This window comes from Ruminiclostridium josui JCM 17888 (assembly GCF_000526495.1).
Lineage (GTDB): Bacteria > Bacillota > Clostridia > Acetivibrionales > DSM-1351 > Ruminiclostridium > Ruminiclostridium josui.
Genome location: NZ_JAGE01000002.1, coordinates 193897 through 217816, shown reverse-complemented (window position 1 = coordinate 217816; position 23920 = coordinate 193897). Strand labels below are relative to the sequence as shown.

The 23920-nt window shown below is 35.6% G+C and carries 20 protein-coding genes; 6 read left to right on the top strand and 14 right to left on the bottom strand.

What is annotated here, in order from left to right; translation table 11 throughout:
• Positions 1 to 111 precede the first annotated feature (111 nt).
• From addA to K412_RS0117550, 5 genes are all read right to left on the bottom strand, one after another.
• Positions 112 to 3855, bottom strand: a complete 3744-nt coding sequence (addA, locus tag K412_RS0117570) for a helicase-exonuclease AddAB subunit AddA (RefSeq protein ID WP_024834295.1) — start codon at positions 3853 to 3855, stop codon at positions 112 to 114.
• Positions 3856 to 3881: 26 nt separating this feature from the next.
• The gene (addB, locus tag K412_RS0117565) at positions 3882 to 7328 is read right to left on the bottom strand and encodes a helicase-exonuclease AddAB subunit AddB (RefSeq protein WP_024834294.1); all 3447 of its coding nucleotides are present in this window, start codon (positions 7326 to 7328) and stop codon (positions 3882 to 3884) included.
• Between the two features lie 25 nt (positions 7329 to 7353).
• Entirely contained in the window at positions 7354 to 8313 is a 960-nt protein-coding gene (locus K412_RS0117560) for a CPBP family intramembrane glutamic endopeptidase (RefSeq protein WP_024834293.1), read from the bottom strand.
• Positions 8314 to 8550: 237 nt separating this feature from the next.
• Positions 8551 to 8925, bottom strand: a complete 375-nt coding sequence (locus K412_RS0117555) for a CoA-binding protein (protein ID WP_024834292.1) — start codon at positions 8923 to 8925, stop codon at positions 8551 to 8553.
• A gap of 88 nt (positions 8926 to 9013) precedes the next feature.
• Positions 9014 to 10705, bottom strand: coding sequence for a flavin monoamine oxidase family protein (locus K412_RS0117550; protein ID WP_024834291.1), 1692 nt, complete (start codon positions 10703 to 10705; stop codon positions 9014 to 9016).
• 125 nt (positions 10706 to 10830) lie between these two features.
• On the opposite strand from K412_RS0117550, the gene trxB reads away from it, so the two are divergent.
• A complete protein-coding gene (gene trxB / locus K412_RS0117545) occupies positions 10831 to 11757 on the top strand; it encodes a thioredoxin-disulfide reductase (RefSeq protein ID WP_024834290.1) in 927 nt (308 codons plus the stop codon).
• Between the two features lie 72 nt (positions 11758 to 11829).
• Complete coding sequence (locus K412_RS0117540; RefSeq protein ID WP_024834289.1) at positions 11830 to 12255, top strand: CBS domain-containing protein; 426 nt, start codon at positions 11830 to 11832, stop codon at positions 12253 to 12255.
• 110 nt (positions 12256 to 12365) lie between these two features.
• Here the strand turns inward: K412_RS0117540 and K412_RS0117535 are convergent, their stop codons facing one another.
• Positions 12366 to 13133 (bottom strand): MerR family transcriptional regulator, encoded by a 768-nt coding sequence (locus K412_RS0117535; protein WP_024834288.1) that lies wholly within the window; start codon positions 13131 to 13133, stop codon positions 12366 to 12368.
• Positions 13134 to 13275: 142 nt separating this feature from the next.
• On the opposite strand from K412_RS0117535, the gene K412_RS0117530 reads away from it, so the two are divergent.
• From K412_RS0117530 to K412_RS0117520, 3 genes are all read left to right on the top strand, one after another.
• On the top strand, positions 13276 to 13830 hold the full coding sequence (locus tag K412_RS0117530) for a demethoxyubiquinone hydroxylase family protein (protein WP_024834287.1): 555 nt from the start codon (positions 13276 to 13278) through the stop codon (positions 13828 to 13830).
• A gap of 88 nt (positions 13831 to 13918) precedes the next feature.
• Positions 13919 to 15562: a spore germination protein gene (locus tag K412_RS0117525; protein WP_024834286.1), complete on the top strand. Its 1644-nt coding sequence runs from the start codon at positions 13919 to 13921 to the stop codon at positions 15560 to 15562.
• Positions 15559 to 16767, top strand: a complete 1209-nt coding sequence (locus K412_RS0117520) for a Ger(x)C family spore germination protein (protein ID WP_024834285.1) — start codon at positions 15559 to 15561, stop codon at positions 16765 to 16767. The genes K412_RS0117525 and K412_RS0117520 overlap by 4 nt, the downstream gene beginning before the upstream one ends.
• A gap of 8 nt (positions 16768 to 16775) precedes the next feature.
• On the opposite strand, the gene K412_RS22415 is transcribed toward K412_RS0117520, so the two are convergent.
• Both K412_RS22415 and K412_RS0117510 read right to left on the bottom strand, forming a co-directional pair.
• Positions 16776 to 16940: a hypothetical protein gene (locus tag K412_RS22415; RefSeq protein WP_157833851.1), complete on the bottom strand. Its 165-nt coding sequence runs from the start codon at positions 16938 to 16940 to the stop codon at positions 16776 to 16778.
• Positions 16941 to 16957: 17 nt separating this feature from the next.
• Entirely contained in the window at positions 16958 to 18070 is a 1113-nt protein-coding gene (locus K412_RS0117510) for a GerAB/ArcD/ProY family transporter (protein WP_024834284.1), read from the bottom strand.
• A gap of 144 nt (positions 18071 to 18214) precedes the next feature.
• Here K412_RS0117510 and K412_RS0117505 point away from each other — a divergent pair, with 144 nt between their 5' ends.
• Positions 18215 to 18925: a L,D-transpeptidase family protein gene (locus tag K412_RS0117505; protein WP_024834283.1), complete on the top strand. Its 711-nt coding sequence runs from the start codon at positions 18215 to 18217 to the stop codon at positions 18923 to 18925.
• 124 nt (positions 18926 to 19049) lie between these two features.
• Here K412_RS0117505 and panD read toward each other — a convergent pair whose 3' ends face one another.
• From panD to rpoZ, 6 genes are all read right to left on the bottom strand, one after another.
• Entirely contained in the window at positions 19050 to 19436 is a 387-nt protein-coding gene (gene panD, locus K412_RS0117500; RefSeq protein ID WP_024834282.1) for an aspartate 1-decarboxylase, read from the bottom strand.
• A gap of 42 nt (positions 19437 to 19478) precedes the next feature.
• Positions 19479 to 20324 (bottom strand): pantoate--beta-alanine ligase, encoded by an 846-nt coding sequence (gene panC / locus K412_RS0117495; RefSeq protein ID WP_024834281.1) that lies wholly within the window; start codon positions 20322 to 20324, stop codon positions 19479 to 19481.
• Positions 20321 to 21184 carry a 3-methyl-2-oxobutanoate hydroxymethyltransferase gene (panB, locus tag K412_RS0117490; protein ID WP_024834280.1) on the bottom strand — a complete coding sequence of 288 codons (864 nt, stop codon included), beginning with the start codon at positions 21182 to 21184 and terminating at the stop codon, positions 20321 to 20323. Before panB ends, panC begins: the two co-directional genes overlap by 4 nt.
• Before the next feature lie 24 nt (positions 21185 to 21208).
• The gene (locus K412_RS0117485) at positions 21209 to 22054 is read right to left on the bottom strand and encodes a Rossmann-like and DUF2520 domain-containing protein (protein ID WP_024834279.1); all 846 of its coding nucleotides are present in this window, start codon (positions 22052 to 22054) and stop codon (positions 21209 to 21211) included.
• A gap of 239 nt (positions 22055 to 22293) precedes the next feature.
• On the bottom strand, positions 22294 to 23682 hold the full coding sequence (locus tag K412_RS0117480) for a glycine--tRNA ligase (protein WP_024834278.1): 1389 nt from the start codon (positions 23680 to 23682) through the stop codon (positions 22294 to 22296).
• A 13-nt stretch (positions 23683 to 23695) separates the two neighbouring features.
• Positions 23696 to 23902, bottom strand: coding sequence for a DNA-directed RNA polymerase subunit omega (rpoZ, locus tag K412_RS0117475; protein WP_024834277.1), 207 nt, complete (start codon positions 23900 to 23902; stop codon positions 23696 to 23698).
• Positions 23903 to 23920: the final 18 nt, after the last annotated feature.

Sequence of the window (23920 nt, the reverse complement as noted above, 5' to 3'; positions counted from 1 at the left end):
TATTGTAGCACAGCCTGAATATTTATGTCAATACATTTTTCAGTATTTTTTTTATTTTTTTAACTACTAATTTAATACAATAATTCGGGTAAAATATTACTAAAACTTTTTTTACATTTTTACTATGTCCCCTGTTGAAAATAAATAAATGTATCTTTCTTTAACTTGCTTTGAAGTCAACATTTCTAACGCCCTTGAATAATAAGAAATCTGCAGTTTGTACTTTTCCTTCATAACCTCAATATCACCGTTAGGCACATAGTCGGTTTTATAGTCAATAAGAACGAGATTATCATCCTCTTCAAAATAGCAGTCAATAACACCCTGAAGCAGTATTTTATCTTGATAGCCGGTCACATCAGTCAGCTGAGGATAGATTTCCTTGTAATCCAATTCAATGTTAAATGGAACCTCTCTGTGCATTTTACTAGACTTTAGCATCCTTTTTCCTATGGATGAATTAATAAAAACAGATATTTTCCTTATATCTATACTTTTTGCCTGAATTTCAGTTAATAGTTCTTTCTTTACCATTATTTCAATCTGTCCGGAAATATCTTCATTGTGAAAATCCAGATGCTGCATTGCAAAATGCATGGCAGTTCCCTTTTCTGCAGGAGTTAGCCCTTTCTTTTCTTCCATAAATGCTGGCTTTTTTATGATAATGTTTCTGTATTCCGGCTGACTGTTTTCTTCATCATTATTAAGATTAAAATATCTTTTTAACTCTGTTACGGTTATTTTAGAAGGTATTTGTGCAAAATCCCTGTAAACATATTTCCAGTCTAAGCGACGGTGAATTTCACCGGCATATTCATTGTCACAAGTATCCTTTTGCTGAAGCCACTTTAATATGTCTTCACTGCCCTTGCTATCTAACTCCAGCTTCTTTGTCACAGCAATATCCTTATGATTGGCAAGAATTATCTTCCAAAACGATTCATCTGAAATAACTGGCCCGCTATAGTCTACACCAACCCCTGCCGCTTTTCTTAAAATTTCGGAATCCTTGTGTCTCATTATTGAAGGGCATATCCAATCCAAATAATTCTGGGCTTTAAGCATGTTATTGGCCGGGAATTTATCACCGTTACTCTGTGCTGTATTCAACCATTTTAACGCCGATTTTTCAATATTATTAACCGCCCCGGTTATTATCAGCTTCTCTCTGGCCCTTGTCATTGCTACATAGAGTATTCTCATTTCCTCTGACAAGGTTTCAACTCTTATTTTCTGAGCAATTGCCTGCTTTGGAATAGAAGGATACTTTATTCTCTTTCTATAATCAACAAAGTCAGGCCCAAAACCCAATTCCTGATGCAGTAAAACACTTTTATACATATCCTGCATATTGAACTTTTTCCCGCAGCCGCACAAAAATACAACAGGAAATTCCAATCCCTTACTCTTGTGAATACTCATTAGCCTGACAACGTTGTCGTTTTCTCCAAGAACCTTTGCACTGCCCATATCGCCTTTGTTTGTTTTTAGCTTGTCTATGAAACTTATAAAGTTAAAAAGCCCACTGTAACTTGTATTTTCAAACTGTAAAGCACGTTCAAAAAGTATTTTCAAGTTAGCCTGTTTTCTTTCACCGTCTTGCATTGCTCCTACTATGCTAAAATATCCTGTCTCATCATATAGCTGCCATATGAGCTTGTGAGTGGACATATAGAGTGACATTTCTCTCCACTTTGCAAGCTTTTGCAAAAAATCAGAAGACTTCTTTGATACCTCTGTGTCCTGCGCTGCCACTTCTTTAAGGGCTTCGTATATGGAAGCATTACGATTCACAAGGCGTACTTCTGCCAAATCATCCGTGCTAAAATTGAATATTGGTGATCTTAGCACTGACAGCAAAGGAATATCTTGATAAGGATTATCAATTATTTGCAGCAACGACAATACTACCTGTACTTCTGGTGTTTTAAAAAATCCGCTTCCTGTATCTGCAAAAACAGGTATCTCCGACTTGGCAAGTTCTTCTGAAAATACCTCAGTCCAGTTCCTGGTAGTTCTTAGCAGTATTACTATATCATTAAACCTAATATCCCTGTAAGCCCCAAGTTTTTTATCATATACAACAAATTTCTTTCCGTCTGCGTCTGGTTGAAACAGCTCAATTATTCTGTTTGCAACCATTCTAGCTTCCTTCTGTATATTATCAAGTATTTCTTCTTCCTCTGAATCTTGTTCATCCATGGGTTCACTACTTTCTGGTTGCACACTGTTATCTCCGGCTGAGGTTTCTATCAAATGCAACTCGATAGCTCCTCCTGCTGCTGTTTTTTCATTTTGGCATGAAGGAAAGTCAGCTCCGGGATTCAGTTCTTCTATTTCATTGTAATCAAGCTCTCCAACTTTTTGGGACATTATCTGCTTGAATATATAGTTGATTCCGTCAACAACGTCCTTTCTGCTTCGGAAATTCTTAAACAACAGTATTTTTCTGTAACTGCTGCCCTCATCAATTGAGTAATTATCATATTTTTCAAGAAAAAGCTCTGGTTTTGCCTGTCTGAACCTGTATATACTCTGTTTTACATCTCCTACCATAAATACGTTAGGGCTGCCTTTATCCTCTTTTGAAATCATATTGATTATAATTTCCTGAACCAAATTGCTATCCTGATACTCATCCACTAATATTTCAGAAAACTTATCCTTGTAATACTGGGCAATTTTTGTTGGACGTATGTTCCCGTCATTATCTGTTTCTGCCAATATATTAAGGCAAAAATGCTCAAGGTCATTGAAATCAACAGAAGCCCTCTGACTCTTTTTCTGTGAATATCGTCTGCCAAAATCCATAACCAATTTTGAAACACATATCAGTATAGGAAACATTTCTTTTAGGTCAGAAGCTATTTCATCCGACTTCATGAAAAAAACTTCATTTCTAAGGCCGGTAATTACTGACTTTAATTCATCCCTTGTTTTCTTTACACTTTCCTGTACTGATTTATCAGCATCCTTTCCGCACCTAGGCAGGGTTGGAAATTCAAAGCTATTGATGTAATTATACATTTCATCCCATTTTATACTTTTTTTACATGCTTCTATAAGCCTATTCAGATTATCCTTATCTTCAACAAAAACAGGCAGATATTTTTCTAATCCCACTGCGTATTTAATTTTTTCACATGCTTCATTCATAATATCTCTGAGACCTTCAAGCTTCATAAGACTGGTTTCTAGAAGGATTTTGCCCCAGTGTGTTTCTCCAAAGTCATTGGTACCGTCGAAATTATAACTTTCCACTTGTTGTTCAAGCCATTTTTCCGGCCATGGATAACTCTGGACAAAGCTGTAAATACTCAGAACCATGTCTTGAATCTTCTCATCATCTTTGTTACCTCCATAGGATTCCAACAAATCAAGAAAATCTTGGTTTTCCTCAACATTTTCATAAATTTCTTCAAACAGCTCACTCAAGGTTTCAGATTTTAATAGAGAAGCTTCTGTCTCGTCAAGAATCTTGAAAGCAGGGTCTATTTCAATACTCTGAAAGTTGCTTCTTATAACCTCCAGACAAAAGGAATGAATTGTAGTAATAGAAGCTTTATTAAGAAGTACAAGTTGTCTTGAAATATTTTTTGATTCTGGATTCTTTTCTATTGCATCGGATATGGCTGCCCCTATTCTTTCCCTCATTTCTGTAGCAGCAGCATTTGTAAATGTTACTACCAGCAACGTATCTATATCCACCGGATTTTCTTCATCTGTAATTTTTCTTATTATCCTTTCAACAAGCACGGCGGTTTTACCTGCACCTGCTGCTGCAGCCACAAGCAAGTTGCAGTCTTTTTGAGTTATAGCGGCATATTGTTCTTTTGTCCATTTGGTTTCAGACATCTATTGTTCCCCTTTACGTACATTCATTAATTGTCTTTTTCACTAATTTCATCCATAAGTTTCCAAATATCATCATCTTCTCTATCATGGAGCATTCTAAAACTGTTCTCTTTTTGGCTCTGATCAAACTGGCATACTGATGAATAATTACAGTAGCTACAAGAAGTTATTTTCTTTTTTTTGTATGGACTTATAGGAACATTCCCCTTCATAAGTTCACTGCACATGTCTTTCAAAATCTGCTTTACGAAACCTCTTAATACTGTAAATTGTTCTATAGTAGCAGCAGAGGATCTTCCCAAAACATCTCCTTTATTTATCCTTGCAGGAATAATGATAGAGTTCCCTTCAATTGCATTGTCCATATATTTAATAAGCTGGACATCGGCAAGGAGCAACCCCTTCATTTTTAGCTTTTTCATTATGGCTGTTTCTATTTCTTCCGGTGAACTGCTACCTGTACCTTTTATCATTGGGTCGTCAACTCTGAAATACAGAATTCCTCCCGGCAAGGCCTTTTGGCCACTCTTTTCAGAATATTCCCATAAAGCATCTAAGTAGGTAATAAGCTGCATTTGAAGACCATAATAAACATCACTGAGTTTAAAATCCTTTTCACCGGATTTATAGTCTACTATTCTCAAATATTTTCCGTTATCAGTACTTAAAGTATCGATTCTGTCAATTCTGCCAACAAGCTTAATCTTTTCACCTGAATCTAATTCAATGACTATGGGAGGATATTCTCCACCCTCTCCGAATTCAACCTCGTAGCCCATGGGTTCAAAACTACTTCGGCGTATATGCTCCGCAATAAGCCACACAGCCCTTGTAACAACTCGTTTTAGTCTTACAGCCAGGGCCTTAAACCTTTTTGAGCTTCCAAGTATGGTGTTTTTCATATTACCTAAAAGCTCATCTACTATTTTTGAAACTTCATCACTGCACCATTGTTTGTCAAATTCTCTCCATGAATAGTTGTTTTCATCCACCATTTTTGAAAATCTTTCTATGACAGCATGCATAAATGTTCCAACATCCGGTGGACTCAACCGATATATCTTTCTTTCCCTTGCTCCCAGACCATACTGTACATAAAATGCAAAGGGACAGGAAGTGTACTTTTCCAGTCTTGAAACTGTAAAGTAAGGGTTATTCCCGTACAGCTCACGTATTTTTGACTTATCCACTGGAACAGCTACATTTCTATATTTCAATGCCCTTATCATTGCATCACACTTTTGCTTCCATTCTTCTTGACTTGAAAACCATGCAAATAATTCCTTCCACATATATCCCGGTTCTATTCCCTCATTTTTCTGTCTTAGCACAGAAACCAACTGATTAAATGCTGGTATAGGTGATACTATTAATTCAATATTCTCCTTGTCCTCAGAAGGTTTTAATATATTATTTTTTTCAGTTATATTGGGAAATATCTTCCGCATTCTTGATATTATTATGGAAGGACGCATTGTTCTTCCCTCATGGTCGGCAATTGGCCAGCTTATTCTCAAGAAGTTTTTTGGTGTAGTCAATGTTCTATATATAAGGTACTGCTCATCAAAAGCTCTGGATTTTGTATCGCTGGCAAGTTCAATGCCACTTTTATTAAGTACTTCCCTATCAGCATCCGACAAAACGCCCTCTGTTATCCCTGAGGAAGGAAATACTCCGTCATTGGTTCCCAGAATGTATAGAGCTTTTATTTCGTGGCTTCTTAAGTGCTCAATACTTCCTACTAAAACCTGGTCTAGTGATGCTGGAATAGATGAAATCTTGTATTCTGCCAGTCCTATTTTGAATACATTGGCAAACTTTTCAATCCCAAAGGTTTCATCTCCCATTACTTCTACAACCTGATCAAAAACATCCATGAGTATGTTCCAGACCTGCTGATATTCCCCTGCAAGCCTTAACTGGCCACTTTTTGAAAAACTGTCTATATAGTTACGTATTCTTTCTTCTACACCGATTTCAACTAGATACTCATAAATTCCGGTACAAAAATCCCCTGCAGTTCTTCTACCCTTTGTTCTGTTTCGAAAACGCAAAAGAGGTTCCCTTATTTCGTTTCTAGTCATATTTACCTGCAGCAGCATTTCATCATTTTCAGGATTCTGTTTATCATCAGGTTTGAATTCAATACTTGTATTCCAATCCTCCTCTTGAGTCCAACGACTGCCCCTAATCCCGCAGGCCAGAACATAGTTTTCCAATAAGTCTATCTTTGTATCATCTATTCCAGTAAGTCCTGACTTAAGATATCTGAAAACCGCTTCATAGGACCAATTTTCAGTAAATATCTCCAGCATTGAAAGCACCATCCTTACCAAAGGATGATTTGATATTTCAGTTTTGGAATCTATAAAGCATGGTATGTTGTACTGTTCAAAAATTACTTCTATAAGATTTTCGTATCCTGCAAGATTTCTTGTAGCAACGGTTATGTCCTTAAACTGCATACCATTGTCACGGCATTGCCTTATTATATCCCTTGCACACTCTTCAATTTCAGCATAAATATTTACTGATTCAAAAAGCTCTATATCTGTTGTTGGCTGCTGATAAGCCCTATACGGAAAGGAAAAGTAATTTGCTTCAAGGCTTTGTAGTTCTCTGCTGTCTTTAAACCTGGGCAGAATTGCCTTGTTCAGGCCCACAGGCGGAAGTATTTTAACCCCACATGCTTCCGCTATACTTACAAATTTCTTAATAGATCTCTTTACTGATGCAAAAACATCCGTAGAATCTGACTTTACCTCGTCAAAAAGTACATCGGTACATATAGTTATATAAACATTCTCTGCTTGTTGCATTAGCTTGGATATTACATCAATCTCCTGAGGAGTAAATCCTGCAAAACCATCAATCCAAATTTCCGATTTACTGTACATTTCTGTACAGTAAAGTTTAGATGATAGTAATGTCAATTCATCATCGGTATCTCTGTAGCGATTCTCAAGCATATTGTCAAACTCACCGTAAATGAGCTTTATTTCCTTTAGCTTGTGTGCAAGATAATTGTCCTCAGTAAGTTCTTCTAAAACTCCATCGAAGCTTTCCGCCTTTACGTTATACCTTTTAAGCTCGGTTATCAGTGTAGACAAAGTATTTACAAACCCTTTACAATTGGCAGATTTGTAAAATATAGTAAATTCTTCCTTTAATCTATCCAGAATCCTATATATAATCATGTTTTTTCCGGCAGGATGTATATGCGGATATGTAATTCCGCCAACATCATTCAGAACCCTATAGGCCATTCTCCTGAAACTCAACACTTCAGTATTTAAAATTCCTCCTGTTCCGAGAACCTTTATTAAGTCACGTTCTGCCTGCAATGTATACTGCTCCGGTACAAGGAGGACAAGTTTTTTACTGCTGTCCATATTCTGTTTAATTTTTATTGAATTCAAGCAATGGAAAGATTTCCCCGAACCTGACCTTCCATAAATAAATTGAAGACTCATAACTTCATCCTTTTCCTATGTATTATTAACAAGTAATTTTGAAGTCTTCTTCGGTCTGTACTGGCTCTTTTATTAAAAATCCTGTAATAAAGTAAAACAAAAAACCTGTAATTATTACCGATATAAGACTTCCTGTCGGGTTAAAAGTGGATGTGTAAAATACTGTATTTGTTGAAAGTGCATTATCAGGATACCCCAAAAGCAAAAATGCTATAAGATTGTTTACCGCATGAGCTCCTATTGCTGCCTCTAAAGAATTTGTTTTTATTGTAACCATAGCAAAAATCATTCCAACAACAAAATAATTCAAAACCATGCAAACAGTATCTATAACACCTGTTGTGCTTGAGGCGGTTACTTCAGGGTTCATAAGATGCGGAAGCGTAAACATAAAACCCGATATAGCCGCAAGCAGTATACCGTTTTTTATTTTAAGTCCGAAGCTTTGGATTACGTATCCCCTGAAAACAAATTCTTCTGTAGCTGCCTGTAAGGGTGTCATAATAAGAATAAAAGGCAAAGCAATCCAGAATTTTGACGCATCAAAACTGATTGAATAAGTTTCAGGCGATAAGAAATAATCTATTACAGCCCCGACAGCAGAAAGCCCGCCGTAAACTAAAAAACCTATCCAGAATCTGCTCCACTGGATTTTTCTTTTCGTTGTTATAAGTGAAGTAAAGGTCCTATAATGTATAAACTTTATTGCTATAAATAAACCCGCTAACATAAAGTAAATTGTAAAATTGGTAAATATGTAGTTTGTAAAAGGGTTTACATATTCGTCCATAAATGCATAAACATCTGTTGAATAAGTTAAATCCACAATAGCATCTCTATTTTTGATTAAAGCGTATACTATTGGTATTGAGCCTATAAAACTTCCGATTAAAAAATAAAAGTATAGTATAACTGAAACAGATGCTACAAATCTCGATAGTTTAGTATTACCAGTTCTTGCCATATCCTGATATTTTATTGACATGTAAGCCCTCCAATATTTTATAATAAAGCTGCTATAGTCTTAATTATACTATTTTTTCATTTTCATTGAAATGCTTTATGTAAAAGGGAGTTGTTGTAAAACAGAAAGTTTTTTCTTACCACCTGTACTTACGTATAAAATTATATCAATGATTGCTTCCATTGATATAATTTATACTCCTTAAGTACGGTTAAGAAATATAAAACTTAATTTACAACAACTCCCTTTATTTATTTTCTATCTCAAAGCTACAAGTACACAAGCCATAACTGTATCAAGTTCAAGCTCGTTAATTCTTTTTAACAATTCATCATTATATGTTCCGGGCTGAAGCCATATGTTTTTGATACCTAATTTTGCGGCTTCTTCTATGACACTCTTCCCTATTTTAGGTGAAACAACCATATCAATTACTTCTGGTTTTTTGGGAAGGGAAGATAAGTCCTTATAACATTTGTCCCCTTCTACAGTCTCATATCCTGGGTTGACAGGATAAACCTCATATCCGCTATTTTTCAACTTCTTATATATTTTATTTCCATACTTTTCAGGATCCTGATTTGCACCTACTACAGCCCATACCTTTTTTTCAAGCATTTGTTCTTCAGTCATACAATTTATTCCTTTCTATCCTATATTGTTTAAAATCTATCTATTATTTAGTATACCACCTAATTAAATTATAAAACGGTAATTGTGATTAGCGTGTATACAGATTTGTACGTGCTATAGCGTTTGCAGCTTCCATACCGCTTTTGAGCGCCCCTTGCTGCCATCTGTGTATTGCAGATACATGTTCACCTGCAAAGTAGACTCTATCCCCATATTCTGGCAAAGTCATTGCCCATGAAAATAATTTTTTCTGCTGTGGTGTAAAATAGCAGAATGCTCCTCTAAAAAGAGGATCATTATCCCAAACCTGTGTTTTAAAGTCTGTAGCAATATCATTGAGATATCCCTTAGAAAATCCGTGGACTTCTTCAACATTTCTTTTTATTTTTTCAAATCTGTCCTCGTCAGTCATATTACCTAACCTTACAGCATCCAGGTTAAAATTATAGGAGCCAACAATTACACCGGGTACATCTTCCGTACTTTTTTGTCCTCGACCAGAAGTATACCATATACCAGTTACAGGCAGATCTGTATATGAACCGCCTCCAAATATCCCTTGCTCTTCCCAGAATCTCTTGTTGCAGTTAAGGAGAGTCTTTTGGGCGTTAGTATAGGTTACTTCCTTTATTGCCTGCATTTTTAAACTGCTGAACATTGGGGCTATTTCAAAGGTTCTTAAAACAGAGAATGGAACTGTACATACAATATAATCAAAATTCTCATACCCTGTTTCCATGAGTTTTTTGCTGTCATATGCTAGGGTTACTTTGCCGTTTTCAAGGCATTTATATATTCCTTTTACCTTTATTCCCTGCTTCCATGTAACTTTACCAAGAAGTTCAGCCGGTATATCCGGATAATACTCCCAAGGGGAATTAGTTGTAAATGATCTATGAAATGCTAAAGGTAGATTTACCATTCCTCCTGTTATTTCATACAGAAACCAGAAGTTCACAGGGAAGTATTCCTGTACTAAATCCACATAATTGTGATACAGTAACTCTCCTGCTACCGGAAATAGGTTTGAGAGAAGGTTAATGGCACCCTGACTGAGGTTTTTATATTCAAACATCTGTCTAGTACTAAGGCTGTCCCAGAAAAGCAACTGCCTGCTGTATCGTGGTTTTACCTGAATTACTTCAATTCTTGCAGCCGGAGGTGCTTCAAGTACAGGCGCTTCTATACCGTAATAACCTAATTCCTGCCACGGTGTTTTTGCTTCCCATGAGGTAAGGTCGTAAGTAGGATAAATGTACTTCATAACATTTTTTCCGTAAGGATCATTTCTTGCTCTTCTTTGATGAAGATATATGAAGGTACCCGGGTCACTTTGTATAAATGGTCTTGTATTCAACTTGAATAAATTGATATAATGCCAAACAGTCTCATGGTTGACAGGTATTCTCATAGGCCCCAGTTCGCCATAAAGTTTTTTTTCTCTATCAAAATAATATGTATAAACTCTACCACCTATCCGCTCCTCTGATGCCTCTAATACTGTAATATCAAATCCAAGCTTTCGAAGTTCAAAGGCTGCAGCCATTCCTGCAAGGCCTCCGCCTATAATGCCCACACTTTTTCCTTTGAAGTGACCAGGCTTGGCTATGGATGTAATATTCTCAGATGGTGAAAATGCATTCAAAATATTGCCATAGTCTTCCAGATGGCAAGTTCTGTATAATGCATATTTTGCCATAGTCTGACGTTCTTCAAATGATGGATTATCAGGTTGTGGAGGTCTTGGTTCTTTAGAATAAAGAAAATTTGGACAAAACATATGCACTCTCTATCTATGTAATAGTACTTCTAATTATTTATATGAAAAGTAGTATTTTTTTGTGTTTTATTTTATTTTAGTTTGGGAATTCATATAATATAACATTTATTCTTGGAGGCATAGTTATGAATGACGTTATAATAATAGGCGGAGGTCCGGCAGGTTATACAGCTGCTCTCTATAGTTCCAGGGCACAACTTGACACCCTGGTTATTGAAAAAATGTTTTCAGGCGGACAAATGGCTACAGCTGATGTAATGGAAAACTACCCCGGCTTTGAAGAACCTATAGGAGGCTCCGACCTTGCATTGAGAATGGAAAAACAGGCAAGAAAATTCGGTACGGTAGTATTAAATGATGAAGTACTTGAGCTTGATCTGGATTCACATATTAAAAAAGTAAAAACTAAAAACAATACTTTTGAAAGTAAAACAATAATTCTTTGTATGGGAGCATCGCCCAAAATGCTTGGCTTGCCAAATGAAGAGAAATTAAGAGGTTCTGGCGTCTCCTACTGTGCTGTTTGTGACGGTGCTTTTTTCCGCGGAAAAACAGTTGCAGTTGTTGGAGGCGGTGATACAGCTGCCGAGGATGCTCTTTATTTGGCAAGATTCTGTCCCAAAATTTATATAATTCACAGAAGGGATGCAATGAGAGCCACAAAGCTCCTTCAAAACGAGCTATGTTGCAACAAAAAAATTGAGTTTTTATGGGACTCTGTAGTAGAAGAAATTGAAGGTAAATTTGGTGTTGAAGGCTTGAAAATTAAGAATGTTAAAACAGGAAAACTAAATTCCATAAGTGTAGATGGCTTGTTTGTAGCAATTGGTTTAAATCCCAATACCTCACTTGTAAAGAATAAGGTAGAACTTAACAAGGATGGTTATGTTATAACAGATGATAGAATGAGAACCAATATTCCAGGTGTTTTCGCAGCCGGAGATTTGCGTGAAAAGTACCTGAGACAGATTATTACGGCTGCTGCTGACGGAGCTTCCGCAGCCTACACTGCCGAACAGTATATAAATGAAAATATGAAATATTTTAAATAAAAAAATTTCCACGACTTTAATCATTCCTTTCGGAAACAATAATTTTGAAATCATTATGAAAGGATGATTACGATGAAAGTAAAAGATATAATGACTACAAATGTAACCTATGTTGAACCAAATGCTTCTATTGTTGACACTGCAAAATTAATGCAGCAGCATAATGTAGGATCAATCCCTGTTTGTGACAAGGGAAGTGTTGTAGGTATAGTAACTGACAGAGATATCGTTGTTAGAAACATTGCTGTAGGTAAAAATCCACAGCAAACACCTGTAAGAGAAATTATGACAACCGGTATAACTTCTGTCAGCCCTGACATGGAAATGTCACAAGTTACCAAAATGATGGCTGACAGCCAGATAAGAAGAGTACCCGTTGTTGATCATAACAACCTTGTAGGTATTGTAGCACTAGGTGATGTGGCAACCGATGCTAAATATGACACTGAAGTTGCCGACACTCTCACTGAAATATCAAGGCCTTCAAAACCTCAATAAAGCATTGAGGTAGTTTAAACGGGGCTGTTGCAAAACTATTTCTTATATTCTTAACCTGTACGCAAGTACAGGTATTAAACTTTCTGTTTTGCAGCACCCCCGTTTATTTATTATTTGTCTGTTTTCCCGGTGTAGATAAGAATTGCATCTCTCAAGAATTCTGCCATACCCGGTTGTTCCTTATCGTAATATGCTCTGAATCTTTCGTCATCTACATACATTTGCGCAAGCCCAGCATGGGCTTCACCGCTGTAACTAGGCCAGGAAAAGCTAAGCCATTGACGATGCAGGTCAGCGGCTTTCTGTGCAAGCTCCCCTGCCGGATTTTCCGTTTTATAGGCTTGCTTTAATGTATCTAAGACAAGTTCTGTAAGTTTTTCAAATTCCTTATATCGTTCCTCTGACATCCCCATTAATTTATCGTATGATTGATTCACAGTGTCTTCCCCGTACTTTTCACGAATTTCCTCTCCATATTTTTTGTCATTTTCATCCAAAATCTTTTGCTTGAAGCCCTCAAACTTTTCTCTATCTGTCATTTTAATTCTCCCTTCATTAGCAGCTATTGTTTTATCAATAGTATTAATTAACTGCTCTAGCTGCTTTTTCTTTTCTAAAAGCTTTTCTCGGTGGTTTTGTAAAGCAGAAATACAGTCGTAAGCAGGATTATTCACAAATTCTCCTATTTTATCCAGTTCCACACCCAGTTCCCGATAAAACAAAATGTGCTGAAGTCTGTCTACTTCCTTCCGACCATAAATACGGTATCCTGATGAATTTATTCTCGCCGGCTTGAGAATGCCTATCTCATCATAGTACCTAAGTGTCCTTGTGCTTACACCGGCTAATTGAGCCAGTTTTTTTATTGTGTATTCCATAGCTTTAAACCTCCTGACAGGATAAATATACACCTTTACGCTACGTAAATGTCAAGATTGATTTGAAAAATTTTTCACCAAATACAAATGAAAAACATAGAATATAAACAGTATTCCCTTTTACATATTTATGGAGGTAATAATGAGTTATACATATCCATCTGGTCAGCCTCAAGGTACTGCACGTAAAGTTACCAACCGACTGAGAGAAATAATGATTGCAGAATTAATAGCAATAAACGGATACCAAAACCACATTGCTAATTCCAACATGATAAATGTAAATGAAGTCTGGTATCATATAATGCAGGATGAAAAAAGACACTATGAAACTGTTCTCAACCTTCTGAGAAAGTATGACCCTGTCCAATATAAAGCTTCTTTAGAACAACACGAAGATTATCATAAACCCAAATCCACCATGCAATTATATAATCCATCTTATGACAAGCAGATAATCCTTAATAATATTAGAGAAGATATTAAGGGAGAATTGGAAGCCGTAATCCTTTATGAGGAAGAAATTGAGGCCTATTCTTCCTACAAAGATATAAAAACAGCAATACAGTCCATAATTGATGATGAAAAAGAGCATTCCGAACACTTAACCCAAGTTCTTAAAAAATATGAAAATGAGCAATTTATCCAAGTAAGAGAAAAAGGAAAAAATGAGTCTCAAAAACGTAGAAAACCATAAATTTTCCCACGTTTAAAGTTACATAGAATAACGAATAAAACCAAATAATAATTTAATAATAATAATTTTTATTGGGAAGGTAAATGCTTTGATTAATAAACTATCTAAATTTATAAAATTTGTTAAAGATGTGAAAAGCAAGCAAAAAGATTATAACACACCTTCACCTGATAAAGTATCTTATGTGGGCGGTCAGCAAGACTTTGATTATTCTTTGGATAAAAATGCCCAGAGGTTAAAAAATATCTTAGGCAAAAGTGATGATATTATTTTTAGAGAATTTCATTTTGGTGTAAAGCATCAGACTAAAGCTCTAATCGGTTTTATTGACGGATTGGGAGATAAAAAGCTGATACTTGAGTATGTTGTTAAATCTCTTATGGTTAACATCCATATTACAGACCCCCACGGTAAACTTGTGGACAAAGAGAACCTATTTGATGATATACAAAAAAACATACTAAATATAGTGGAAGCAACAGAAGTAAAAAACATGGATGAGGCCATAGACACAATTTTATCAGGTAATACACTTCTGCTTATAGACGGATGTAAAAAAGGATTTGCCGTAAGTGCAAAAGGTGGAGAAAGCAGAAGTATTCAACAGCCAGAAACTGAGGTTGTTATACGTGGCTCACGAGAGTCTTTTGTAGAGACAATCAGGGTTAATACTTCTCTAATACGTAAAACAATTAAAAACCCTAACCTAATTTTTGAAACTCTTGTAGTAGGAAAGCAAACAAGAACTGACGTTTGTATTGCATACATTCAGGGTATTGCCAACGACAAGGTTATTCAAGAAGTACGTGACAGAATAAACCGTATAGATACCGATGTCATACTGGAATCCGGTTATATTGAGCAGTTTATTGAAGATAATCCCTTATCCCCTTTTGCAACAATAGGAAACAGTGAAAGGCCAGACAAGGTTTGTGCAAAACTCCTTGAAGGAAGAGTTGCAATTTTGTGCGGAGGAACACCTATTGTATTGACAGTACCCTATACTTTTGTTGAGTCGCTCCAGGTACCTGAAGATTATTTTTCCCGACCGTACCTGACTAACTTGGTGAGGATACTAAGGGTTCTTGCATTATTTGTAACCCTTACCCTTCCTGCTGTGTATATTTCCCTTACCACATTCCATCAGGAAATGGTCCCTACTGTCCTTCTTGTAACTTTTGCTGCTGCCAGAGAAGGAATTCCTTTTCCTGTTCTAATTGAGACACTTATAAGCGAAATTATATTTCAACTACTGCGTGAATCCGGAATAAGGATGCCTAAAGCTGTTGGTACTGCAGTAAGTATTGTTGGAACTCTTGTTATAGGACAAGCCGCTGTTGAAGCAGGAATAATCGGTGCCCCCATGGTTATTATCACAGCTTTGTCTGCTATTACAAGCTTTATACTCCCTTCAATTTATGATGCAATAATAATTCTAAAATTTGCTATGATTTTTATTAGCAGTGCTTTTGGACTTTTTGGCGTAATTGTAGGTATGTTCTGTATATTGGCACATATGTGTTCTCTTAGAACCTTCGGAACTCCATTTATGTCACCTCTAGCTCCCATAAATTGGAGCGATATGAAAGACAGCATTATCAGATTTCCTCTCTGGATTATGAGAAATCGACCTAAAGTTATTACCTGGAAAAAGTCTGGCAGGCAAGCATCAAAACAGATGCCTAATAAACCTAATGAGCCTAATAAGAAGAAAGGAGGAAAAAACTATTGAATAAAAAAACTGTTGTGGTAATATTTATCATTACTTTTTTTTCAATGCTCCTGACAGGCTGCTGGGATCGCAAAGAGCTGAATCAATTGGGTATTGCAATGGCTATAGGGTTTGATAAAGGAGCAGACGGCAGAGTTCAATTAACAAGTCAAATAGTACGTCCTGCAGCCATGGAAAAGCAAGGCGGTGGAAACGAACCTCCTTACGAGTTGGTCATTTCGTCAGGTGACTCAATATTTGAAGCAATCAGACGAACAATAAAAGAATTTGACAGAAGAAGCTTTTTCTCTCATATTAAAGTAATAGTCGTTGGTGAGGATTATGCACGAGAAGGTCTTGGAGACACTATTGATTTTATAACCCGCAGTCATGAATTAAGAAAAACAACATGGCTTGTTGTTACTTCTGACTGTAAAGCCGCCGAAGTACTTGGTGTTAAGCATGGCCTTGAAAAAATACAGGCAAACTACATGGAAGGCATACTCAAATCTCAAAAGATAGATTCAAGTTCTGCAGTCTCAAAAGTAATTGATTTTATTAAGACAATGCCCGGTGAAGGAAAAAACCCTATTACCGGTGTTTTTAAGTTAATTAATGTTAAAAGTGTTCCTATAGAAGGAACAGAGCCGGAAGAGCGCAAAGGTTTAGAACTTAACGGAGCAGCATTATTTAAGAAAGATAAACTAGTAGGCTTTCTGGATTACAAAGAAACTCTTGGTCTGAATATTTTGATTGGTAAATGCAGCAAGACATCCATCAATGTAGAAGCACTTAAGGATAATTCCAGCAGTAAAGTTACAATTGAACTGATAAAAATTAAATGTTCTATCAAACCTTCCATAAATGATAAAGGTAATATATTATTCAATATTTCAATAAAAGCAGAAGGAAATATGACCGAAGTCGATCAAGATCTAGATGTGACTAACCTACAGCTATTTGAGCAAATTAACAACAAATTTTCAAATTATATAAAACTTTTAACTGATAAAACAATAAAGAATATACAGGAAAATATGAAAACAGATGTATTAGGTTTTGGAAGAGCTTTTGAAATAAAGTACCCTAAAACCTGGAGTAAAATAAAAAATAAATGGAATGATGAAATATTCCCAAATGTATCATATACACTTAAAGTAGATACTTGTCTCAACAGAACCGGACTAACTTTAAAACCACTCAATGCTAAAAAGATTGATAAGTAAAGAAGCCTTTAGTTTTTCTTACCAAAAATCAACTTTATCAGGGATAGTACCGCATAGTACAAAGCTACCGCTACTAAAAGAAAAGCATATCCCCATGCCGAAAATGCTATTATACTTTGTCCTATCCCTGTCTCTATTGTGTCATTTATTATTTTAGTGATAAACTTTATCATATTTCTCTTCTTCTTTCCTAACTTTTATTGTTTTGAATATTTAGATTCTTATTGCAGTATTTTTTAAGATGAAATATTAATAAAAGCATAGCGGGAATTACATTGCTAACTGGTACCCATTGCTGCCAGTACTGGGGTACTAGGTATTTTACATGAAACGGATAATTTGGCTCATATACTTTTGAATACCACATAATGAAAACAGCCAATGGAATTAGCACCCATCTGTAATCTTTTATATTAAATAATTCTGAAAAGATTAAAACTGCCGAATAGTAAAAAAATATGGTTAAATAGAATCCACCCATAAATACCAGAATAACTCCTATTGCGTCAAGGTTAGTAATTATATCGCCGACACTAATAAGTTTGATTACCTCTAGAAATGGTATTGTAGCATTGGAAGTATAATTAGTACCCAATGTTGTAACCATTATTATTAAAGAAACTGTCAGATTAATCCCTGTCACTATAAGTGCCCAGTAAGTTGTTTTTTTTACTTCCTGTACCGAGCCATTATACTTCCAGAACTGAAAAAAAACATAAACCAAACCGAAAGGAAAGTTAATTCCTATTGGATAAAAAGCCTTTAATATAGGTTTGTACCCATCTTGAAATACAGGCAGCAGCTCTTTCATATCTATCTGTTTTGATGCAATTATCATAATATAAATAGATATTATTAAGAACATAACTATTGGAAATATTATTTCAGCAATACGCCCCAAAGTCTCTATTCCTAAAAAAAGAACGTAAATAATTGCTATATAAAAGATAATCTGTATTACAAAATTGGGTGTATCTTGTAAAAATGTAACATTTATTAAATCAGCAAATTCACTTGTTGTTCGGGTAGCATTAAAAGTATATATCATAAAATAAACAAATCCCAATGGCCATCCCAAGACCTTACCAAGAATAGATTGGGTTATTCCCACAATGTTTTTTTCAGGATACTTACTATATATTGATGTATACAACCAGACCAAGCCCATTCCGGCAATTGTTGAAATTATATCAACAATCCAGGCATCTCTTTTAGCTTCAATGCCTAAGGCCCATAGATTGGTGCTTCCAATTTGTCCCATCATTATCAAACAGAATAGCTGGTTCTTACTTATTTTTTCCATTATAAACCACTCATTCGTATGTTTTATTTCAATATTATGTGCATTTGTATTAATGTGTATGCAGTGGTGGTTATTACTAATATTTCAGACTCCCATTCTTACATTAAACATTTCAGCATATATTTCTTTAGAGGGAGGTTAATCATGTTTATCTTGATAAAAAGGAACAAAATATTCTATATCATTGCAATTTTTATACTATCCATTGCTCTCTTTTTTGCAGCTAATACTTGTGTTTTTAAAGGGAATTTCACAAGGCATGCAGCAAATAACCAACAGCAATTTCTGATATTGATACATATAGATGAAAAAACACTTTATTTATTTGAAAGCGATAAATGTATAAAAAAATATCCTATTTCATCAGGAAAACCAGGATGGCCCTCTCCAATAGGAGAATGGAAAATAGTTGAAAAGAGCCAATGGGGAAAGGGATTCGGTGGAAGATGGTTGGGCTTAAATGTCAGATGGGGTAATTATGGTATTCATGGTACAACAAATGAAGCATCAATTGGAAGGTCTGCAAGTCATGGATGCATACGTATGTATAATAGGGACATAAAAGAGCTATATAATCTAGTGCCATTGGGGACAGCTGTTGTTATTCGCAACGGTCCATTCGGGCCCTTTGGAATGGGATTCAGAAACTTGAAACCTGGAGACAGAGGGGCAGATGTTCTGGCAGTTCAAGAAAGGCTAAAACAATTGGGATATTTTAATGGTTATGAATCAGGTATATATGAGGACGATTTGAAAGAGGCTCTCATTCAATTTCAAAAAGACCATAATCTTAAAATAAAAGTTACCATTTCAACCCCAGACTATAATGCAATGGGTTATTCGGAATTTGAATGACCTTAGACATATCCCAAAAAGAGACCCCCTTATTCAATAAGGGGGTTATCTTTCAATATTTTAAAATATTTCCAAACATGTAACTTAATACCAAAATCAACGTAAATGTAAACGGCCTAAATCATTATTCTACTATCTGGCCATGCTTTTCATAATTTGTTTTACATGTTATACGATTATTATCATCAACAAATACTACATTAGGTTTATGATTCTGAGCCTCTTCCCTGGTCATTTGTGCATAAGCCATGATAATAACTTTATCATTTATTTGCGCGTATCTGGCAGCTGCACCATTTAGACAAATCACACCTGAACCCTTCTCTCCTGCAATCGTATATGTTTCCAGTCTTTTGCCATTATTAATATTTACTACGCAAACTTTCTCATATTCCATAATACCCGCCGCTTCCAAGAGTTCTTCATCTATGGTAATACTTCCTACATAGTTTAACTCCGCCTGTGTAACTGTAGCTCTATGGATTTTTCCACTTAATAATGTAATATTCATTCATGCACCTCTTATAATATCAATTAATATCAATGAAATTATTTATTCGGGTATAAAAGAAAAATTGTCGATTAGTCTTACATTTCCTAAATAAACCGCCATTGCTACCAAAACAGGTCTGTCTATGGTATTAACCTGCTGCATTGTCATTGCGTCTACAACTTTTAAATAATCTATCCTTGCTAATGGCTCCCGTTCTATGATATCTTTCATTTTCTTTAAAAGAACATCTACTTCCCTACAACCTTCTTCAACCATTTTTTTACCTGCAAAAATTGATTTACTTAATACTAATGCAGCTCTTCTTTCTTCACTGTTTAAGTAAGTATTTCGAGAGCTTTTTGCAAGACCGTCTTCTTCTCGGATAATGGGGCAACCAACAATTTCAACATCCATATTTAAGTCCTTTACCATTCTCCTTATTATAGCTAACTGCTGTGCATCCTTCTCTCCAAAATAAGCCTTGTCAGGATTAACAATATTGAGCAGCTTATTTACAACAGTACATACTCCCGTAAAATGCACTGGACGGCTAAGCCCGCATAATTCCTCGCTAAGAACTGACATATTCACAGAAGTACAGAAGCCCTCAGGATACATTTCTTCCGGTTCAGGGTTGAATATTAAATCTACGCCTAACTCCTCACAATATTTTGAATCCTTTTCCAAGTCTCTGGGATACTTGTCCAAATCTTCTGCAGGTCCAAACTGCATGGGATTAACAAAAATACTTACAACTACTTTTGAATTTTCACGAGCTTTTATAATAAGGCTTCCATGGCCTTCATGCAAATATCCCATAGTAGGAATAAAGCCGATTGATAAACCTTGTTTTTTCCAATCATTTACTATATTTTTTACTTCATTTATCGTCTTAACTACTTTCATACCTTATCCTCCGAAATCAACTTTTCAATAACCGCTGCATCTATGCTATAAGAATGTTCTTGTTCTGGAAAAGTTGAATCCTTTATTTCACTAATATATCTTCTAAATGCCGCTTTCATATCCGAACCTATATTAGCGTACTTTTTCACAAATTTGGGAGTAAAATCCGAATATATACCCAACATATCTTGATAAACAAGAACCTGCCCGTCGCAGTATTTTCCTGCACCTATTCCGATTGTTGGTATAGAAAGCTTATTTGTAATAATTTTTGAAAGCTCTGCTGGAACACATTCAAGCACAACAGCAGTTGCACCGGCAGCTTCAACAGCTTTGGCATCATCAATTAATTTCATGGCTGCTGCCTCATCTTTTCCCTGTACTTTAAAACCACCGAAAGAATTTATTGACTGGGGTGTCATACCTAAATGTGCTACTAAAGGTATTTTTGCATCTACAATTGCTTTTATCTGTGGACATACTTCCTTACCACCTTCCAGTTTTACTGCATGAGCATTTCCTTCTTTTATTAATCTTCCTGCATTTACAACAGCATCATAAACAGAAGTATGATAAGACATAAACGGCATATCTGCAACAATAAATGCATATTTACTTCCTCTTGCTACTGCCGCTGTATGGTGTATCATGTCCTCCATAGTAACTGATAAAGTATTTTCATATCCAAGCATAACCATTCCCAAGGAGTCCCCAACAAGAATGCAATTAACTCCTGCTTCATCCATCAATTTTGCTGTAGAATAATCATATGCTGTTAGCATACTAATTTTATCGCCTATTCTTTTCTGATTTTGAATAGACGCAGCCGTATTTTTTACTCTATTTTCTTCTATCGTCATTCCATTAACGCCCCCGTTATTTACTCAAATTCCCCTTAAAAGGTTTTCTAATTCAATATAATCTTTTTCAGGGTTCTTTATTTTAGCTATTTTTACTAATTTACTGGATAACGAAATATATATATTTTTTTCTTCTTCTGATAAAGCCTGAAGGTGCTTTCGTACAGTCATTATATCATTGCGCTCCACAGGCCCTGTTAACGCTTCTTCCAATCCCTGTTTTTTTATATTTTCAATTGCATTACCCATTAGAAAAAGAATGGACTTTATAGCTTCATCCCGGGTAAAACCACATTTCTTCAGAAGGTCTATTCCCTGCCCGGCAAGAGCAATGGCCTGATTACTGGCAAAAACAGCAGCAGCATGATATATAATTTTTTGTGATGAATCAATTATTCTGGTACTGTTGCCAAGACTTTTGAATAATTCTTCAACTTCCTGTAGTCGAGCTCGGCTTCCTTCAATTGTTATCAATGCATCATATAGCTTTTTATATGAGGAAGTTTTACTGCTGCAGGAAAAAAGAGGATGAACAGAATAACCAAATGCTCCTTTTTTGCCAATTCCCTTAAATATATCCGAAGACAAGGCTCCTGAGCAATGACAGATTATTTTGCCTTCAATAGCTAGTTCTTTTATGTCTTCCCATACATATTGTATAGCGTTATCAGTGGTTGTAATAAAAATAATATCACTTAATTTAACAAGCTCCTCTAATGATGTATATACCACCGACATTGTAAAATCCGAAGCTTCCTTTGCGGCGGATATATCAGTATCAAAATACCCCGTCAGTTCAATATTGTTTTGCTCAAAGTACTTTCCAAGAGTATTGCCGACTTTTCCTGCTCCAATAAATCCTACTTTCATTGTAAGTAACCTCGATAAGTATATTTGAATAAACACCCGACTTTACTACATGTATAAATATACTTTTTCGATGTGTGCTTGTCAACCTCTTACAAATATCATAAATACAGTTTATTTTATAAAAATTACCATATGTAAAATATTTATTACCCATAATAAGTCTTCCAACATTTGGGGATAATTTAGAGTCATAAAAAACAGGCATTGTAAAATGCCTGTTTTTTTGCACATTTCAGTTATTAAAATTCAAATTTATTTTCAAAATATGCTGGAAGATCTTCAATTTTAATTCTAACCTGCTGCATTGTATCTCTGTCTCTTATAGTAACACTCTTGTCTTCAAGTGAATCAAAGTCAAATGTGATACAATATGGTGTTCCTATTTCATCCTGTCTTCTGTATCTCTTACCTATGCTTCCTGTTTCATCATATTCACAATTATATGTCTTAGTTAACATATGGTAAATCTTCTCTGCTTCTTCGCCTAATTTCTTTGAGAGCGGAAGAACAGCTATCTTTACAGGTGCTAGAGCTGGATGGAACTTCAAAACAGTTCTTACGTCACCCTCTGCAACTTCTTCTTCGGTATAAGCATCACAAAGGAAAGCCAAAGTAACTCTATCAGCACCCAAAGATGGCTCTATACAATATGGAACATACTTCTCATTTGTAGTAGGATCAAAGTATGACAAGTCATCTTTTGCATGAATCATGTGCTGTTTTAAGTCAAAATCAGTTCTGTCCGCAATTCCCCAAAGTTCTCCCCAACCAAATGGGAAAAGGAACTCAATATCAGTAGTTGCATTACTGTAGTGTGAAAGTTCTTCCTTTTCGTGGTCACGAAGCTTTAGGTTTTCCTTTGTCATATTCAAGCTTAAAAGCCAGTTATAACAAAAATCCTTCCAGTATTTAAACCATTCAAGGTCTTTTCCAGGTTCACAGAAGAATTCAAGTTCCATCTGTTCAAATTCTCTGGTTCTGAATGTAAAATTACCAGGTGTTATTTCATTTCTAAAGGATTTACCTATCTGTCCTATACCAAAAGGTATTTTCTTTCTGGTTGTACGCTGTACATTCTTGAAATTAACAAAAATACCTTGTGCAGTTTCTGGTCTCAAATATATTTCAGCTTTTGAGTCTTCAGTAACACCTTGGAAAGTCTTAAACATAAGGTTAAACTTTCTGATTTCAGTGAAGTTTGTAGAACCACATTCAGGACATTTTACACCTTTATCCTTTATGTATTGCATTAACTCTTCATTTTTAAGACCATCAACTTTGAATTCAATATTATTTTCTGCATTCCAGTCTTCAATAAGCTTATCTGCTCTATGACGTGTTTTACAATCCTTACAGTCAATCAAAGGATCGCTGAAACCACCTACATGACCTGAAGCCACCCATACTTGAGGATTCATAAGTATCGCACAGTCAACTCCTACATTGTACGGACTTTCCTGTATAAATTTACGCCACCAAGCTTTTTTTACGTTATTTTTAAGCTCTACTCCAAGAGGACCGTAGTCCCATGCATTTGCCAGTCCTCCGTATATATCGGAACCAGGGTAAACAAAACCTCTGTTTTTAGCTAATGCAACTATTTTTTCCATTGTCTTTTCAGTTGCCACTTTACAACCCCCCCTATTTTATCCCGCTCTTTGTTCTAACATATGTTATCTTATCCTCTGCTATTTCATGTATAGCAATTGTAACTTCTTTATCGGAGTTAAACTTAGTCATTTTAGTTGCTCCGTCTACTAATTGTCTTGCTCTTTTTGCAGCTTCAACTGCTAAAGTGTACCTGCTGTCTACTTTTTTCATCAATTCATTGATTGAAGGATAAATCATACTATATAGTACCTCCCG